General features: G+C 59.0%; 11 protein-coding genes. 5 read left to right on the forward strand and 6 right to left on the reverse strand.

Annotated features, from left to right (window positions below; translation table 11 throughout):
- Window positions 1–26: 26 nt before the first annotated feature.
- Both VNV36_RS09315 and VNV36_RS09320 read right to left on the reverse strand, forming a co-directional pair.
- Entirely contained in the window at window positions 27–3,674 is a 3,648-nt protein-coding gene (locus VNV36_RS09315) for a Tc toxin subunit A (protein ID WP_325717505.1), read from the reverse strand.
- A gap of 123 nt (window positions 3,675–3,797) precedes the next feature.
- The gene (locus tag VNV36_RS09320) at window positions 3,798–6,974 is read right to left on the reverse strand and encodes a hypothetical protein (RefSeq protein ID WP_325717506.1); all 3,177 of its coding nucleotides are present in this window, start codon (window positions 6,972–6,974) and stop codon (window positions 3,798–3,800) included.
- A gap of 462 nt (window positions 6,975–7,436) precedes the next feature.
- Here VNV36_RS09320 and VNV36_RS09325 point away from each other — a divergent pair, with 462 nt between their 5' ends.
- Complete coding sequence (locus VNV36_RS09325; RefSeq protein ID WP_325717507.1) at window positions 7,437–7,814, forward strand: DUF6124 family protein; 378 nt, start codon at window positions 7,437–7,439, stop codon at window positions 7,812–7,814.
- Between the two features lie 94 nt (window positions 7,815–7,908).
- Here the strand turns inward: VNV36_RS09325 and VNV36_RS09330 are convergent, their stop codons facing one another.
- Window positions 7,909–8,268: a PilZ domain-containing protein gene (locus VNV36_RS09330; protein WP_325717508.1), complete on the reverse strand. Its 360-nt coding sequence runs from the start codon at window positions 8,266–8,268 to the stop codon at window positions 7,909–7,911.
- Between the two features lie 227 nt (window positions 8,269–8,495).
- Entirely contained in the window at window positions 8,496–8,882 is a 387-nt protein-coding gene (locus VNV36_RS09335) for a tetratricopeptide repeat protein (protein WP_208939991.1), read from the reverse strand.
- A 172-nt stretch (window positions 8,883–9,054) separates the two neighbouring features.
- Between VNV36_RS09335 and pyk the strand changes: the two genes are divergently transcribed.
- From pyk to VNV36_RS09350, 3 genes are all read left to right on the forward strand, one after another.
- Window positions 9,055–10,506 (forward strand): pyruvate kinase, encoded by a 1,452-nt coding sequence (gene pyk / locus VNV36_RS09340; RefSeq protein WP_325717509.1) that lies wholly within the window; start codon window positions 9,055–9,057, stop codon window positions 10,504–10,506.
- 207 nt (window positions 10,507–10,713) lie between these two features.
- Window positions 10,714–12,027, forward strand: a complete 1,314-nt coding sequence (locus tag VNV36_RS09345) for an NHL repeat-containing protein (protein WP_325717510.1) — start codon at window positions 10,714–10,716, stop codon at window positions 12,025–12,027.
- A gap of 280 nt (window positions 12,028–12,307) precedes the next feature.
- Window positions 12,308–13,609, forward strand: coding sequence for an NHL repeat-containing protein (locus VNV36_RS09350; RefSeq protein WP_325717511.1), 1,302 nt, complete (start codon window positions 12,308–12,310; stop codon window positions 13,607–13,609).
- 23 nt (window positions 13,610–13,632) lie between these two features.
- On the opposite strand, the gene VNV36_RS09355 is transcribed toward VNV36_RS09350, so the two are convergent.
- Window positions 13,633–14,568 carry an iron-sulfur-binding ferredoxin reductase gene (locus VNV36_RS09355; protein ID WP_325717512.1) on the reverse strand — a complete coding sequence of 312 codons (936 nt, stop codon included), beginning with the start codon at window positions 14,566–14,568 and terminating at the stop codon, window positions 13,633–13,635.
- Window positions 14,561–15,667 (reverse strand): GGDEF domain-containing protein, encoded by a 1,107-nt coding sequence (locus VNV36_RS09360; RefSeq protein ID WP_325717513.1) that lies wholly within the window; start codon window positions 15,665–15,667, stop codon window positions 14,561–14,563. Before VNV36_RS09360 ends, VNV36_RS09355 begins: the two co-directional genes overlap by 8 nt.
- A 436-nt stretch (window positions 15,668–16,103) precedes the next feature.
- Here VNV36_RS09360 and VNV36_RS09365 point away from each other — a divergent pair, with 436 nt between their 5' ends.
- Entirely contained in the window at window positions 16,104–17,627 is a 1,524-nt protein-coding gene (locus VNV36_RS09365; RefSeq protein WP_325717514.1) for a fumarate hydratase, read from the forward strand.
- Window positions 17,628–17,817: the final 190 nt, after the last annotated feature.

Genomic DNA, 17,817 nt, shown 5'->3' on the forward strand with positions numbered 1-17,817 from the left:
CCAGGCACGACCGCTCACCTCGTTGCTCATTCACCGACGAAGGTAACGGCATGGACGAAGTCTCTTTCGGCCTCGCCAGATTGCGAGCGAACACTGAACAGGAAGCTGCCTCCTGTCTTGCTGGAGACGAAAACCCGTGTGAGCCCCTGCTGATCGGTGAACCCCTGCGCCGGGCGAATAATTGCAGCATCCAGTGGTGTCGGCGACGCGCTCTGCCAGAACCAATCCACGAGCGAGTTCTGAGCGCGGTTCCCGAAGGCATCTTCCAGCACCGCGTAAAGCTCCACTTCATGGCCTTTCGGCACGTCACCCGAAGGCGTCGGTGAAAGCTCAACCAGCGGGAAAGACAGCGAACCATGGTCGACTCCAATCTGGACAGCCGGGGCATCCTCCGGCTCAAACAGGTCCAGCCATAACAGTGGCGTGTCGTGACCCATTACAGTTCCGGGGATAAACGTGGCCAGTAGCGTTCCGTCCATATCGGTCGCGCCGCTTTCAATGGTGCCCAACGTGGCGCTCCAATAAACGTTGATGCCACTCAGCGCCTTCCCTTTCACATCTTTGAGCGTCACCTTGTAAGTGACTTTTTCGTCTGGTTTATTGGCCACGACCGTGCTGTTGCCCACCACCTCGCACGTGAGCACGACCAGCCCTCTGGGATTTTCCGGCACATGCGCCATCGGAGCCTGCATACCGGACTCACCGAGCAAGGCGTGTTCGGCAGCCTCGGCATAGGCCTGTTTGTCGACGGTTTCGGGCAGATTACCGATCAGGAAAATCGTCAACGCATCCATACCGCTCTTGGTGGACAGCACCAGAACGCGCATCAACAAATCGAGTTGGCTGAGGTTTTTCAACACCTTCAGCTCGGGATCGATGCGGCTGACACACTCGCGCACTTCCTGCACGCTCCAGCCAAAAAAATTGGCCAGCTTGATGTCGGCCACTTGTTGCGCCAGCCACCTTGCATCGCCGGTAACCGCCGGCAAGGCGTTGACCTGACGCAGGTAGTCCAACAGTTTCTGTGGCGGCTGCTGACTCGAGGCAGAGGCGAGGGCAAAAGCGCGAGTGAGCGTTGTGAGGTAATAAAGAGTGCGCAGCGTCAACGCATGTCTGTCGTCCTGACCGAGCCAGGCCTTGTAGCCGTAATCCTGATAGTCCTGCAGCACCGGGGCACTTAACCCCAGGGTCGACACCACCTCACTGCGCCGTCGAACCTCAGCCATCAGATCGAGCAATACGTTGGCGTTGCGCAAGCGTTTTCGGCCGTACGCCTCGGCTTCCTTATCGGTTTGCTCCAGCACAAGCAGCAATAATTGATGAACCGTGGCACTTGCCCAGCTCAGGGCCAGTAATGCTTGATCAATGCCGATGCCGGCGTACACGGCGAGCGTTTCCTTGACCAGCGAGTTCTGAACATCGCGCATCTGCAAAAATACACTGACCATGCTGTCGATGATGTTCTGACGCAATACCGATTCGAGCTCGCCAAGGGCACTGTCGACGGCCCGGGAGATTTTTTCATGGACGGCAGCCGGATACGCTTCGGCGGTTCCGCCTGGAGGTAAGACCAGACCATAAGCGTCTACGATCGGCTCAAGGCCATCGGCAGATGTCGCCAAAAAATCGAGCCAGTCGGCGGCCCCGGCCGCAGGTACGCCGCCCATCAGAAACGCGCTATTGGACAGCCGTGCAGCTGGCAGCAAATTGCGAATCTGCTCGAAAAATTGCTCCTCCTGTTCGGACGCCTCCTGTGCCGATGGCGCAGGGATCGCATGCTGCAATGCCCACAACACCGGCAAGTCGTTTTGCGCGCACCACTGCACGCAACCGTGCATGGCTTCGATCAGTTCCAGCGCATCCGGCAAACCATCCGGCACGTCATGAATGACAGGAATGCCAGCGAAGCGATTGATCCAGTCATCACCACCCAGTAGCGACAGCATCAGTACGCCTTCAATCGGCGTGATGCCCAATAATCGGGGGAGCGCTACCAAGCGATAAAAACTCGAGATGATCGCCGAGCTGCGTGTCAGTGTGTCGGTCAAGCCATGAGCCCTGGCCACCGTCGTTGCCAGAACGTAATAAGTCTGCGGATCAATCACCAGGCTACTGCAGAGCTGGTTAACCGTCAGGTCTGCCTTGCCCGGTGTCGGCGTCACCGCAAAATCACCATTGTCGAGCCTCAAGGGCTCGCGATAACCCGTTTGAAAATTGAACACCTGATCGAATTGCGACAGCGCTTCGCCGCGGCCATAAACCGACAGTTCACCGATATACACCGCAAAGTCTGCAGCGGTGCATTGATAGCGCTCGCGCAACGTCTGAAACAAGCCAAGCGCACGCACCGCGCCACTCGAGATGTCCATCATGTACGGAGGGAGTTTCAGTGGGTTGCCGAGCGCTGTCGCCTTGATGGCGGCCGCCAACACTGCATCCAACTGATCGAACGGTAATCCGGTCCAGTTGCCCAGGCGCACCATCTGGTTTATCCGGCCATATCGATCAAAACCGATGGGGTCGTCGGGGCTTAACGTCAATCGAAGGCGAGGCTTGGTTGCAGGGTCGATACGCAACGCGGGCGCAGTATTGTTATTTATGTAAACCGACCCCGAGCGCTCGCTTTCCGCGTGCTCCGGCTCGTCATCGGAATAGGTCACATTGGCCGAGCGTATCGGAGCAAAGTCGCCAGTCGACAGCAAGGCTTCGATCTGCCGGCTGTCGAGCTTGGTGCGCTCACCCAAAAACACCACCTGATTGAGATTCTGATATTTGTCGAGATTATCGGTACCAAAGTTGTGCGCAAGAAAATCTTCGCGATCGGCAAAATCCGCACGCGCCTCTGTCAGCAACTGGCGTTGATAAGGGCCAAGCCGCGACGCATGGGCGAAACCCTGGGCAGTATTGCCACCCCGAGCATTGGCCTGCAGAAAATAGGGATAAGTCAGGTCGACCTGGTGCTCGAAGTCGCCGACCGACAGGTCGTGAAACTGCGCGATGCCATCAACCGTCACCCAATGCTGGTAATACGGCAGGCCATTGGGGTAGCGAGCCTGGATCAGCGCGTCTTCAATCGATTCGGAATCAGTGTTCGCCGCAATGAACGCCTCCAGCACCTCGACGATGATGTCCACAGACGACATCGACTGATAAACCGCGTTGAAGTCGACTTCCAGCTTCAGTAAATCCGTACGACGTATAACCAACCGATATTTGTCTTCCTCATTGATGCCCTCCAGACGATCAAAAACCCAGCGCAACAACGCAATCAGATACGCCGCAGGCGACCAAATAGACTCCAGTGCATCGGGTGGGCACAGCGCAGCAAAATCGGTACCGATCAGCGCATGATAATTGGGGCCGTCCACCATCGATAACAGGCCGCTGGAGCTGCGCGTCGTCGCTAGCTTGTCGCCTGTCAGCGTCTGCTCGATAAACTGGCGCCGCAGATGCGTAGCCATGCTGTTGGCGCCACGCAAAAAACGCTGCGCGTCCTCAACGCTGAGCTGCAGCTCCCGAACCAGGCTTTGAACACCCTTTTCCACCAGAAGGAAAATCGATCCGCCTGTTTCCAGGTAAGTCTCGAGGTTCTTCAGTCCGATGTCTTGTACGTGTTGTTCCTCGCTGAACAACTGGTCGAACAGTTGCAAAGCGGGACGGCGCGAATCAACCATGATCAGGTTCCTTTAGGCTGCAACTGACCGGCGCAGCCTGACGTCCTTCGTCAGGCTGCGCATTCGGTGAGTACGATTTAGCGCTTGGATAGCGTTGACGTCCACTGTCAGATCTGACAGGTTTTATAACCGTTCGTCGAAATCAGAGTTTCCGGAATCGTCAGTAGGCCGGCGTGCTGCCTCGACTTCAAAACGCGCGCTGTCGACCCAATCGGACATCGTTGCGTCATCCGCTCCGTCAGTGAAGGTCTGCCGGAAACGGTACCAATTACCCGCTACGGGCAGTGCCCGCGTCGCCTCACCGCGCCACTGCTCATCGATCACCGGCAACGTCGGCACCCACTGCACATCCGGGTTGTACCAACTCACGACGCTACCCACGCCTGGAAGGCCGCGTCCGGCAAATGGCACTGGATGACTGACCCAGCGTCCCGCCGCTGGCTCGTCGAGAACGGGCAAAAAAGTGCCCAGGTCTACTGGTCGCAACGTCTCGAACGATTCGAACTCATCCAGTGATGCGATTGCTTGCAGCCGGTAATGCCCCCCGTCGAGTGAAGCGGCATCGAGCATCACCGACCAAGTGCGATCTTCCTGCACGATTGCGCTCGTCGGCGCTGAGCACGCGGGCCCCACCAGTGCCACCGTAACGGTATCGCCCGGCACACCAAAACCGGACACCACTACCTGCCTGCCGACATTGCCATCTTCAACCGGAGTTTCAATGAAGGGTGCGGCCGGGACCACGGCGAATGGCACCCACTCACTGTCTTTCGATTCCTGCAGCGTGCCGTCTTCATCCATGAACGTCTGCCGGGCCCGGATGGTTTTGCTACCCACCGGCAACGTCACTTCGCCTTGCCAATTGCCATCGCTGCCCACAATGACATTCGTCAGGAGAGGCTCGGCAAGCCCCTCCAGACAGACTTCGACACGGCCATTCTTCATTCCCGTGCCGCTGATCATTGCAGTGCGTGGCAACTTGCCGTTTTTCGCCGGCTGGAGAATTTCTGGCGGTAACAGCACCACCGTCAATTTATGCTCGTTACTGTCAAGCGACGGCCGCCCATCCAGTGTCTGCCGGGCGTCGAAGGTGTAGAGCCTGAATTGCTGAAGGCTCAGATCGATCGACCAGTCGCCGTCCTGGCTCAATACTTTCGGATCGCCCAAGGGACGATCAAAACGCTTGTCACGCAGCTGCAACGTGGCGCGCGCCATGCCCTGCTCGCCCCTGACTGTTACGAGGGCGCCAACTTCCGAGCCATCTTCTGGCTGGGTAATCACAGGTGCGACCATCGGTATTCTGACCGTGAAGGTCTTGGACACCGGCTCCGAAGTCTGCTGTGCGGCGAGTTGGGTTACCGTGACAGTATGCGTGACATCCAGAGCAAACTCCTTGTCGCGCCGGAACTTCCACGTGTTACCACTGACAACTCCTTTATGGACAATGCTGGATTCGTCGCTGTACTGGATATTAACGGCTGCCCCCGGCCAGCAAGTGCCACTCAGCTTCGGCGAGAGGCCGTCTTCCTCGGGGTCGTTCAAGCCTGGGGCCTTCGGTGGGATGGTGACTTTGAGAATGTGCCAGTTCGGTGACTGGTGGACGTCGAGAAACTGTTTGATGTTCACTTGACGCTCGAATGACGGCCCCCACTCAGTCGAGACCTTGGTTGACCAGCGACCGCCCGCGACCACCACAGCAGGCGCCTCGAGATCTTCGCTATCGGGCCGGCGCAGCTGCACCGTGGCTCCGTTGAAGCCTGTGCCGCTGAGGGTCGGTGTGTAATCCCTGGTGTATTGCACATCACTGACATCAGGGAGGATTTTTTTCACTTCAAAGGTAACGGGGAGCGACTCGATCCAGCCATTGGCGTTGTCTCTGATCTTCTGAACAGCATTTAATTTATAGGTGCCAAATTCCCAGCCCGTGGCGGTGGTTTTCCAGGTGCCGTCGGGCCGTACTTCTGCACTTTGAGGCGCGTCCGGCATCGGGTCGGCTGTACTTTCGAGAATGGTAAACCCGACTTCGGTTCTGAGTTTCTCGTCGAAATGTCCGGTGCCGGAGAATGTGATCGTTTCATTGGCTTGCGTGTAGGTGACCGTCGGTTTGTCCGTGCGCACCCGTATGCCGAAAGGTTCAGTTGTTCTTGAGGTAACCCCCTTGACTGTTTGCGTTCCGAAAATCGAATGAGGGCCCGGTGTCAGGGTGGCTTCTGCGCGCCATTTGCCGGTGACAGCATCAGGCCAGCCCACAGTCACGGCATCGCTCCCCATTTGCTCTGAATACACGTCGACCCTGTCCTGATGAAAACCGGCGCCGCCGGTCCCCTCGAAAATCGATTCCACGTCCACGATTGGCGGCGCAGCGGGATCAGGCTTTGGCGCTGTAAATACTGGAGGGCCAATAAGATAAAACTCTTGAGGATCCCCCCAGCCGGAGACGATGTCGCCCTTTCTCTGTTGAGCAATCAGGGTGTAGCGAGCCCCTCGCGCAAAAGTATGGGTACTGGTTGCGAGCCAATCGCCGTCGGAAACCGCTTCGAAAGAAGCCACAAGCACCAATGAACCCGATATGTAAACATTAATTGTGGCGCCCTTGAGCGCCCCGCGGCCCCTGATGACGGGTTGAACACTCTCGACGGGCAGATTGTTATCCGGGGATGTGATTTTGATTTTGCCTAGAACGAAGAACCTCTTCGTCTCGGTATATCGACCCAGCGTTCCGTCGACGTCTTCACGGATTTGCAGGTCGTGCACGCCTTGAGCAAGGCCGGCCGACAAGGTGACACTCCACCGCCCCCAATCTTGAGTAGGGTGCGTGGTACTCATTACGGCTTTGTCGGCAGGACGCACAAGCTTTATCACACTGCCCGGACGGGCAGTACCTGCCACCACCCCGGCGACCGCAACAGCATCACTGGGGCCGAACGCGGCAGGCACCCTCACTTCAACATACTGAGAGGTCCATGGTGCCCACACGGTACCTCTCCTCCACACCCCATCAAATCTGGCCCTTCCTTCCACAAGTCCATTGACCTGGATAGTGTTCCAATGAACCGCCTGAAACCAATCTCCATCAAGAATAGTCCTGCTGGTGTTTCCAGAATGAAAGTCCATCCACGCCTGATTATATTCTCCGACGGACGATGGAATACTGAATGTAAGCGGCGTATCGGGGGCGAGAAGAATCGTGCTGGATGCATGGAGAAACTCGAGAGGCAGCAAAGCGTGAACATCTGAACTTCCGTCATCTTCGTTCGGAGCACGCTCACCCTCCTCAGGAATAAAAGTACCCTCTGACATGATTGTTCTCCTCTCGCTAAGTTTGGCAGCCAGTCTTGTTTTTACAGAACACGCCAGTGCGCAGGCACCTGTAAAATCTGACAGTCCCGACCAACGGTAACTATTCCCACACAGCAACATGCAGACGTCCTTCAGTCATTAACACGCGGCTGCAGCAGGTTGCGCCGTTGCCTACACATCCCTCAGAATCCGCCGGCTTGTGCACTTTGCCGATGCTCCGTAACGTGATCCATGCCGCTGCCAATCAGTGGTCGGGTTTAGTCGCCCGGTAGGTATATGAAGGTGCATAAGCGTCATCCAGTCGGGTATTCCCTATCCCCGCACTTGATGGTGGCTGTGCGCAGGGCGCCCTCGGGCGCGCCGGTAATTCGTATGCCTCCCGGTCGACTAACCTGCGTACAGCCGCCACCCCTTTTCGTTTAGTCGCGAACAGGTGATGGCCTTCATAGAGGCAATACGATCATGATCAAACCAACACCCAATCCCCCGGAAATCGAAGACTCGACTTCTCCCTACGCGTCCCCCGATTCAAACAAGCTCCACGAGGCCGCCGAAAAAGCCCTCGACCATTACCTCAAAAAACCCGCCGCCCCACCCTCGCGCAATTCCGTGGATCGCGGCATGCAGATGTTCATGGTCGCGCCCGACATCAACCCCGAAGCGATGGCCATTCAAACCTACGAAACCTTTTCTTCGGTCAGCATCCTGCTGCTCGACCTGGCCGACAGCCTCGAGGACAAGCCTCGACATCTGGCGATGGCGATCTATCAGTTGAGTGAGATGGGCTTGTTGCTGGCGGAGAAGGCGCTGGATCACGAGCGGGCGATTGCGCTGGCGTGATGTCAAGATCAAAAGATCGCAGCCCTCGGCAGCGCCTGCATTTTGGAACGCGTTCCCCCTGCAGGAGCTGCCGAAGGCTGCGATCTTTTACAGTTCAGGCCGACGCCGGCAGCGGCTGAAAGCTGAAATACTGCTGCAACGCCAGCACCAACTGCCCGAACTCCGCCGGCGCGCGTCGCAGGATGAAACCGGCGTCGTAATGCAGCGGCGTGGCGTCTTCATGACACCACACGCAGCAGGCGCTGAAATCGATGATTTGCTGGCTGCCATCGCAGGCGGGCACGTTGAGGCGGAACTGGAAATCCGCGCCGACCATCATCGGCAACTGGCTGATCAGCATCAGCCCGTCTGCAGACACGTTGCCGAGAAAACCGACGGGTTTGTCGGTGACGCTGTTGAACACTCTGAGGTAATACGGCAACTGGTGCCGCTCGATTCGACGGTCGGTAAACATGCGCAGTTCGCCATGCAGGGCTCCCTGACCGGAGCCACACCTTGCTTCGGAACGCGGCTTGCATGGCCACGCTCTCCCCGCTTCCGGTGCAAAGGTCGCCCGAGCGCCTTCACTTGCTTCACATGCCAGTTGCAGGTGTTGCGCCGACCAGAGACATCGCTCTGAACCGGTGTCATTGGACTATAGCTCAGCTTGTACAGACGGCCAGATTTTGTACGACAATCCTGTCAGAAGCGCGTCGGACGCACCACCGCCGCGGCACTGCGCGTCGGGTAATGACCCAGGCTCTGCAGGGTTTCCAGACGCGCACGGGCGCGATAGGCGTATTCGCTGTTCGGGTACGACGCAATGATGAACTGGTAGGTCTGCACCGCGTCGATGTAGAGCTTCTGCCGCTCCAGGCACTGACCGCGCATCATCGACACTTCCGGCCACACATACGGGCGGGCGCGGCTGGCGCGTTCGACCTTGGACAGCTCGAGCATGACCTGCTCGCAGTTGCCTCGCTCATAGGCGCTGTAGGCATTGTTCAAATGATGGTTCATCGACCAGCGGGTACAGCCCGTGACGGCGAGGACGCTGAGGGCAAGGGCGGCAATGGGCAACAATCGCATTTCGGTTCTCCTGTCTTGTGCTCTGTATCGACCCCTGGTCGGAAATCTTCAGGCGTGTTTGTCCCAAAGTGGCCACGTTCAATAAAGAAAACGATAAGTAGTGCATTCGAACAATGACTACACCCTTCGAGCATAGTAGCCTCTGCCTGCGCTTGAACTCAGGAGTCTTTGCATGTCCGTCCGTCGTACCAAAATCGTCGCTACCCTTGGCCCGGCCAGTAACTCGCCGGAAGTTCTCGAACAGCTGATTCTGGCTGGTCTGGACGTCGCCCGTCTGAACTTCTCCCACGGCACCCCCGACGAGCACAAGGCTCGCGCGAAGCTGGTGCGTGACCTCGCTGCCAAACATGGCCGCTTCGTCGCCCTGCTCGGCGACCTGCAAGGCCCGAAAATCCGTATCGCCAAATTCGCCAACAAGAAGATCGAGCTGAAGATCGGTGACAAGTTCACCTTCTCCACCAGCCATCCGTTGACCGAAGGCAACCAGCAGGTGGTCGGCATCGACTACCCGGATCTGGTCAAGGACTGCGGCGTGGGTGACGAGCTGCTGCTCGACGACGGCCGCGTGGTGATGCGCGTTGAAACCGCCACCGCCACCGAACTCAACTGCGTGGTGACCATCGGCGGCCCGCTGTCCGATCACAAAGGCATCAACCGTCGTGGTGGCGGCCTGACCGCGCCGGCCCTGACGGAAAAAGACAAGGCCGACATCAAGCTCGCCGCTGAAATGGAAGTCGACTACCTCGCGGTGTCCTTCCCGCGCGACGCTGCCGACATGGAATACGCCCGTCAACTGCGCGACGAGGCCGGCGGCACCGCCTGGCTGGTGGCGAAGATCGAGCGCGCCGAAGCCGTGGCAGACGACGAGACCCTCGACGGTCTGATCAAGGCCTCCGACGCGGTGATGGTTGCCCGGGGTGACCTCGGTGTGGAAATCGGCGACGCCGAGCTGGTGGGCATCCAGAAGAAAATCATTCTGCACGCACGCCGCCACAACAAGGCGGTGATCGTGGCGACGCAGATGATGGAGTCGATGATCCAGAACCCGATGCCGACCCGCGCCGAAGTGTCCGACGTGGCCAACGCCGTGCTCGACTACACCGACGCCGTGATGCTCTCGGCCGAATCCGCCGCTGGCCTGTACCCGCTGGAAGCCGTGCAGGCGATGGCACGCATCTGCGTCGGCGCGGAAAAGCACCCGACCGGCAAGACCTCCAGCCATCGCATCGGCAAGGAATTCAGCCGCTGCGACGAAAGCATCGCGCTGGCGACCATGTACACCGCCAACCACTTCCCGGGCGTCAAAGCGATCATTGCCCTGACCGAAAGTGGCTTCACCCCGCTGATCATGTCGCGCATCCGCTCTTCGGTGCCCATCTACGCGTTCACCCCGCACCGCGAAGCCCAGGCCCGCGCAGCGATGTTCCGTGGCGTCTACACCATCCCGTTCGACCCGGCCTCGCTGGAACCGCACGAAGTCAGCCAGAAGGCGATCGACGAACTGACCAAGCGCGGCGTGGTGGAAAAAGGCGACTGGGTCATCCTGACCAAGGGCGACAGCTACCACACCACCGGCGGCACCAACGGCATGAAGATCCTGCATGTCGGTGATCCGCAGGTCTGATAGACCAGGCGCTGAAAAACCAAAGCCCCGCCATGTGAATGGCGGGGCTTTTTTTCGCCCGCGAGACGGGCAATCGCGTTTTTTTGCGCACCGTCAACTGTCAGGTTTGACAGTAGACGTCTGCGCTGGGGAAGCGCGAAATGGGTGTTCGCCGGGCGAAACCGCTGTCGCGGTTTGCCTCAACACTTGACCGCGGATGACGACATCATGATCAGACACAACAGCAATGACGCCGGGAAACTTGATCCAGAGTTCGGGAGGGACGGAGTCGCAACGATCATCCATCACGACTACCCATCGATCACGATCAGCTGCGTAGAAACCGGTCCGGATCAGAAAATCTACGTTGCAGGCACGGTCAGTGGCGGGTCGGTGCCGGCAAGCGCGTGCGTATTGGGTCGCTTTGAAGCAAATGGCACTCTCGATTCGGGTTACGGCGATTCAGGCTTCGCTCAGTGGATTTATGAAGGCTTCGGGATCGAGCAAGTCCAGTCTTTTGCGTTCCAGAGCGATGGCAAAGTTGTCGTCAACTGTACGGTCATGTCTGGACAAGAGCGGCGCTGTGCAGCGTTCTCACGCGTGGGCGTGGACGGCTGGATAGACAAGGACTTTGGCGAAAATGGCCACACCGTCCTCAACATCGTGCTATCGCCGCCGACGGAGCGGTCGTCCCCGCCAAAACCCTCTGCTGAACCTGACAACAACTCTCTGCACTCCAGCGGCCAAAGCGCAGCGAATGGCAGAGTCAGCATATTGCCAGATGGCAAGATTCTTACGTCCCTCAACTATTTCTTTAACTTCAGCCAGATCCAGGGAGTGCTTATTCGGCTGCACGAAAACGGATCTCTGGACACCAGTTTCAACCAGATCGGTTACTTACCGGTGATTCACCCCGATTACATGCTTAATGCCACGGTGCTGAGGCACGTGACCGTGCAGCCTGATGGCAAGTATCTGGGTTGCGGCAATGTGTACGACGATTCCGCAACACCCAGCTCGGCCATGTTCGTGCGCTACGATCCATTCGGGGTACTGGATGAACAGTTTGGCGAACATGGGTTTGTCACCATTGGCAGCGCAACGCACGCCCATATGATCAAGGCCACGGTCATGCAACCCAATCAACGCATCCTCGGATTCGGCGACACGCACGACAACGCAAGCGTGATGACCAGCCTTGAACCTGACGGCAGCCCCAACATTCAGTTCAATAGAGGCCAGCCGCTCTACACCGAGCTGCAACCCGATGCGATTACAACGTGGAGCGGCGCAGCCGTTCAAGCAAACGGAAGGATTGTGCTTGTCGGGGGCCTGGGCGAAAGGGGGCAGGCAGACATCGTCGTTGCGCGGTTCATCGACGCTGACCTCGACCCTGAGTTCAACGATGGCCAAGGCTGGGTGCGCACACGTCTGGAAAATGGGGTGCAATCGGCCTATGGCATGACGCTGCAAGACGAGAAAATTCTGGTCTGCGCCAAACTTCCCGGCGGAAAAAGTGCCTTGTTGCGTTACCTCACGTGAAAAGGTGTAACGGCCGAACCAGCATGAAAGTCAGCGCTCAACCATGGCTCAGTAACACCTCGGCCAGCAGTTGACTGCACGGTAGTCCGGCCAGAAAGCAACCAGCAGCTGGTCGGCATTACCAGGCGCTGAAAAACCAAAGCCCCGCCATGTGAATGGCGGGGCTTTTTATTGGCGATACATAAAAGCGACGCTGGCGTCTACTGTCAGACCTGACAGTAGACCGCGAACATTCTTCGGCAGCTAATCGAGTCGCCCCCATACACTCAAGGAGAGCGGTATGAACGACACGAAACGGTTAGCTCAGGACGACGCTGCACTTGATAAGGACTTCGCAGACGCCGGGATTTTTTTGCTCGACCTCCCCCACCTGGGACGTGAGTCGATCCTTAATGACATCAAGGCGCAATACTCCTCTACAGCACAACGTCTTTATTTCACTGGAAAGGTGCGCGCAGGCGCTGCCCATTCAGTCTACCTGCTAGGTTGCTTGAAACCTGATGGCACGCTTGATCCTGATTTCGGAGAAAACGGCATCACCAGTGGCCACTTTTCAATGCAGTCGGAATCAGGCGGTACTTCGATCACTGTACTTCCTGACGGAAAAATCCTGCTGCTCGGGCGGGTGTTTGGCAACTCGGTTCCGGCATTGGCCAGATTCACCTCAGACGGCACGCGCGACCTTGAATTCGGTGGTGACGATGGTTACGTGATTCTCAGAATGCCGGATGCCGCCGAAGATCCGATCCAGAGTGCGGCATCTGACATGAATGAAAGTCAGGACTCATCGACAAGCGTCATACCACTGGATGAGGGGAAAATTCTGGTGACTCGCACTTATGTTGTCAGTCACCTGGCAGATACCCGTGCTTACCTGTTTGTGCTCAACCGCGACGGCTCGCTGGACACCTCGTTCAACCAGAAAGGTTACGTCCAGGTCATCTATCCCGGAGCCGATCAGACCCACGTAGTACTGCGCGGTGGATTTCTTGACAAGGACGGGACGATCGTTGTGGTGGGCAATCTCCGGCCAGCCCCCCTGTCAGCAAGGCCATTGATGGCGCGTTATACACGCGACGGGCAACCTGATGCTCGTTTCGGCACCGGGGGATTCTTCATCCCGACACAGGAATTGCCCGAATTCGGTCATCTCAACGCGGTCATTGGCCAGCCGAACAACCGACTCCTGGGGATCGGTGCAACCGATGATGGGCAAGGTCTTTTGATCAGCCTCGAACCGGATGGCAAGTACAACATTCAGTTCAACGGTGCAAAACCGTTGCTCACACAACTGGGAAACATAACCTACTGGGCAGCCGGGGCGATGCAACCCGATGGAAAGATCGTTCTGTGCGGCGCCATCGCACCTGCGGACAAGTCAATGCTGGGCGTGGTGGCGCGTTTGCTGAGCGACGGCACGCTGGACGAGACATTCCACGGGCGTGGTTGGGTAGCGACTCAGGTAAACGGCAGGACCTTTTTCAATGCACTGACTTTGCAGAATGACAAAAAAATCGTCGCGGCCGGCGTTCAGCGTACCGACGGTAACGCTGAGGGCGTGATCCTGCGCTATTTGAGCTGAATACGCCTCAAGCCCGTCAGCGCTCAACCACGGCTCAGAAACACGTCCGCCAGCAGTTGGTTGCGCGGCAGTCCGGCCAGGTAGAGTCGCTTGGCGAAGGCATCGACGCTGGCCGTCGAGCCGCAGACCAGAGCCAGGGTTTGCCGGGAAACAAGGCGCAGTTGCGCCAAAGCGGCGGCGGACTCGGCCGCTGTCCACAGCTCGACGCTGAGGTTTTCCCGCTGCGCAGCCAGTGCCGCGAGGGGTTTGGCCAGGTAGTGGTCGCGAGCGTCATGGGCTAGGTGAATGACGCGAATGGCGCCCTGATGATCGTGGCGCAGGGCTTCGCGCAGCACGCCGAACAATGGGCCTAAACCGGTGCCGGCGGCCAGCAGCCACAGCGCTCGGGTGTGCCAGTCCGGGTCGTAGTGCAGCGCGCCGCCGCGCAGCTCGCCCAGGCGGATAGCGTCGCCGATCTGCAGCTTGCGTGCAGCATCAATGAATTCGCCGGGCTGGCGGCAATCGAGGTGAAATTCGAGAAAGCGGTCTTCTTCCGGCAGGCTCGCCAGCGAATACGGGCGGGCGATGTGGTCGATCCACAGCACCAGATGCTGGCCGGCGCTGTAGCGCAACGGCCGTTGAGGGGTCAGGCGCAGACGCAGGACGTTATCGCTGAGCCAGTCCAGCGCTTCGACCACTGCCGGGCGACCATCGGTGATCGGGTCGAAGGTATGCACCTGCAAGTCTTCGCTCACCTGGCACTGGCAAGCCAGCCGCCAGCCCTGCTGGCGCTGTTCGGCGGTCAAGGCGTCCGGGCGGTTGTCAAAGGGCAGACCGTGCACGCATTGCACCAGACAGGCATGGCAACTGCCGGCGCGGCAGCTGTAGGGCACGGCGACGCCGTGGCGGTTCAGGGTATCGAGCAGGTTGCTGCCCGCCTCCACTGTCCAGTGTCGTTCACCGACGCGCAGCTCAGGCATCGACGTTCTCCCATGCGGCCGCACAACGATTGCGCCCGTCACGTTTGGCGCGGTACAGCGCCTGATCGGCGCGCTGCAAGGCTTCGTCCAGATCGTCACCGACTGCCAGCAAGGTCATGCCCGCCGACAGGCTCAGATTGCGTACTTGCAGGCCCATCAATTCAACCTCGCTGAAGGCGATGCGCAAACGTTCGCAGCAGGCGGTCAGCCGTTCGGCATCGCAGTCGGGCAACAGCACGACGAATTCTTCGCCACCATAACGCGCCAGTACATCGCCCTCGCGCAGACAGGCCTGCGCCACACCGGCGAACGCCTGCAATACCTGATCACCGGCGGCGTGGCCGTGCAGGTCGTTGATGCGTTTGAAGTGATCCAGATCGATCAAGGCCAGACCATGCATCACATCGTCGTCCAGCGCATTCAGCTCACGGGTGGCCAGGCGCAGGAAATGTCGGCGATTGAACAGCCCGGTCAGTTCGTCGGTGGCGACCAGGTCTTCGAGCTGGCGCATCATCCCGCGCAGGGTGTCCTGATGCGCCTGCAAAGCAAAGCGGCGCTGACGCTGGCGCTGGCGCGACACCTGGACGAAGCGCGCATACAGCACCAGCCACGCCAGCACCATCGCCAGAATGCACACCTGCAACGCTGCGAGCGCCGGCTCGGCCAAACGGAAGTGGTAACCGTCCCACAGCGTGATGGCGCAGAAACTGAAAAACACCAGCAGTGCGCAGCGTATGAACACCCGACGCGTGAGGTGGAACAGGCCGAACAGCAGAATCAGCACATAAAACACCAGAAACGCACCGCGCGCCTCGTCGACATGGGCGATCAGCCAGGTCTGCCAGCCCAGCCCGAGCAGCACTTGCGCTTCGGTGAGGCTGGGGTCGGCGAAGCGTTGATTGCGACCACTCCAGAACAGCCCGAACAGGGTCGCCTGACTGATCACCACCAGGGCACTGCCGATGGCCACGCCACTGAGCGACTGCTGGTAATGCCCGGTAAAAAACGCCAGCCACAGCAGCAGCAAAGCCAATCCGTAGGTGGCCGCAGCGAGGGCGAAGCGTTTGAGCAAAAGGCGTTGAATGGCGTTATGGGTCAATCGTTGACTCACCGTGCGATAGGAGGCTGACCGAGTGTCCTACTCTACAGACCGGATGCCACTTTAGAGGCGTAGTCGATAAATGACCACCGATTTTCGGGCCGGGAAAATGGCGTCAAAAGTGTGGCCCGCCCGGCCCGGAAGGGCAGCTACAAGCCGCAAGCTTCAAGCCGCAAGCTCAAGCTGTCCGCCTACTGCTTTAACTTGCCGCTCGAGGCTTGCAGCTTGCAGCTGCCGCAACGAATGACTGCTGGTGCGTGTACGCCCAACCGAGCCGCGGTATACTGCCGCGCCTTTTTAGCGTCGCGCCACAGAGGGACAGCTACGAGCCGCAAGCTTCAAGCGGCAAGCTCAAGCTGTCCGCGTACTGCTTTAACTTGCCGCTCGAAGCTGGAAGCTTGTAGCTGCCCCACCGTTTTTTAGAGGAGCGCGACTCATGACCGTAATCAAGCAAGATGACCTGATTCAGAGCGTCGCCGACGCCCTGCAGTTCATTTCCTATTACCACCCCGTGGATTTCATCCAGGCGATGCACGAAGCCTACCTGCGCGAAGAATCGCCAGCGGCCCGTGATTCGATGGCGCAGATCCTGATCAACTCGCGCATGTGCGCCACCGGCCACCGCCCGATCTGCCAGGACACCGGTATCGTCACCGTGTTCGTCCGTGTCGGCATGGACGTGCGTTGGGATGGCGCCACCATGGGCCTGGACGACATGATCAACGAAGGCGTGCGTCGCGCCTACAACCTGCCGGAAAACGTCCTGCGTGCCTCGATCCTTGCCGACCCGGCGGGCGCTCGCAAGAACACCAGGGACAACACCCCCGCGGTGATTCACTACTCCATCGTCCCGGGCAACACCGTGGAAGTGGACGTGGCGGCCAAGGGCGGCGGTTCCGAGAACAAGTCGAAAATGGCCATGCTCAACCCGTCCGACTCGATCGTCGACTGGGTATTGAAGACCGTTCCGACCATGGGCGCTGGCTGGTGCCCGCCGGGCATGCTCGGCATCGGCATCGGCGGCACCGCCGAGAAAGCCGCGGTCATGGCTAAAGAAGTGTTGATGGAATCCATCGACATTCACGAGCTCAAGGCCCGTGGCCCGCAGAACCGCATCGAAGAAATGCGTCTGGAGCTGTTCGAGAAGGTCAACCAGTTGGGCATCGGCGCCCAGGGCCTCGGCGGCCTGACCACCGTGCTCGACGTGAAGATCATGGATTACCCGACTCACGCTGCCTCGCTGCCGGTGTGCATGATCCCCAACTGCGCCGCCACCCGTCATGCGCACTTCGTGCTCGACGGTTCCGGCCCGGCCTCGCTGGAAGCACCACCGCTGGACGCCTATCCGGAAATCGTCTGGGAAGCCGGCCCGTCGGCGCGCCGCGTCAACCTGGACACCCTGACCCCGGAAGACGTGCAGAGCTGGAAGCCGGGCGAAACCGTGCTGCTCAACGGCAAGATGCTCACCGGTCGCGACGCGGCGCACAAGCGCATGGTCGAGATGCTCAACAAGGGTGAAACCCTGCCGGTTGACCTCAAGGGCCGCTTCATCTACTACGTCGGCCCGGTTGATCCGGTCGGTGACGAAGTGGTTGGCCCGGCTGGCCCGACCACGGCTACGCGGATGGACAAATTCACCCGTCAGATCCTCGAGCAGACCGGCCTGTTGGGCATGATCGGCAAGTCCGAACGCGGCCCGACGGCGATCGACGCGATCAAGGACAACAAGGCCGTCTACCTGATGGCCGTAGGCGGCGCCGCTTATCTGGTGGCCCAGGCGATCAAGAAGTCCAAAGTACTGGCGTTCGCCGAGCTGGGCATGGAAGCGATCTACGAGTTCGAGGTCAAGGACATGCCGGTCACCGTCGCGGTGGACAGCAAGGGTGAGTCGGTGCACATCACCGGCCCGGCGATCTGGCAGCAGAAGATCAGCGAAAGCCTGGCGGTCGAAGTGCAGTAAGCGTTGCGCAAAAAACAGGCCGGCCCATCACACGATGGGCCGGCCTTTTTCATGCCTGCCAAAAAAACCAAATGCACATTGGCGATAAAAAACTCGTCCATGCATACAAAACGTTCTTGTGCACCTGTCAGATCTGACAGGTTACGCCCGCGTCGATTCTTGTTAGCGTCAAACCACCTTCGTCACCGTA

It is taken from the genome of Pseudomonas sp. (assembly GCF_035554175.1).
In the GTDB taxonomy this organism is placed as follows: Bacteria; Pseudomonadota; Gammaproteobacteria; order Pseudomonadales; family Pseudomonadaceae; genus Aquipseudomonas.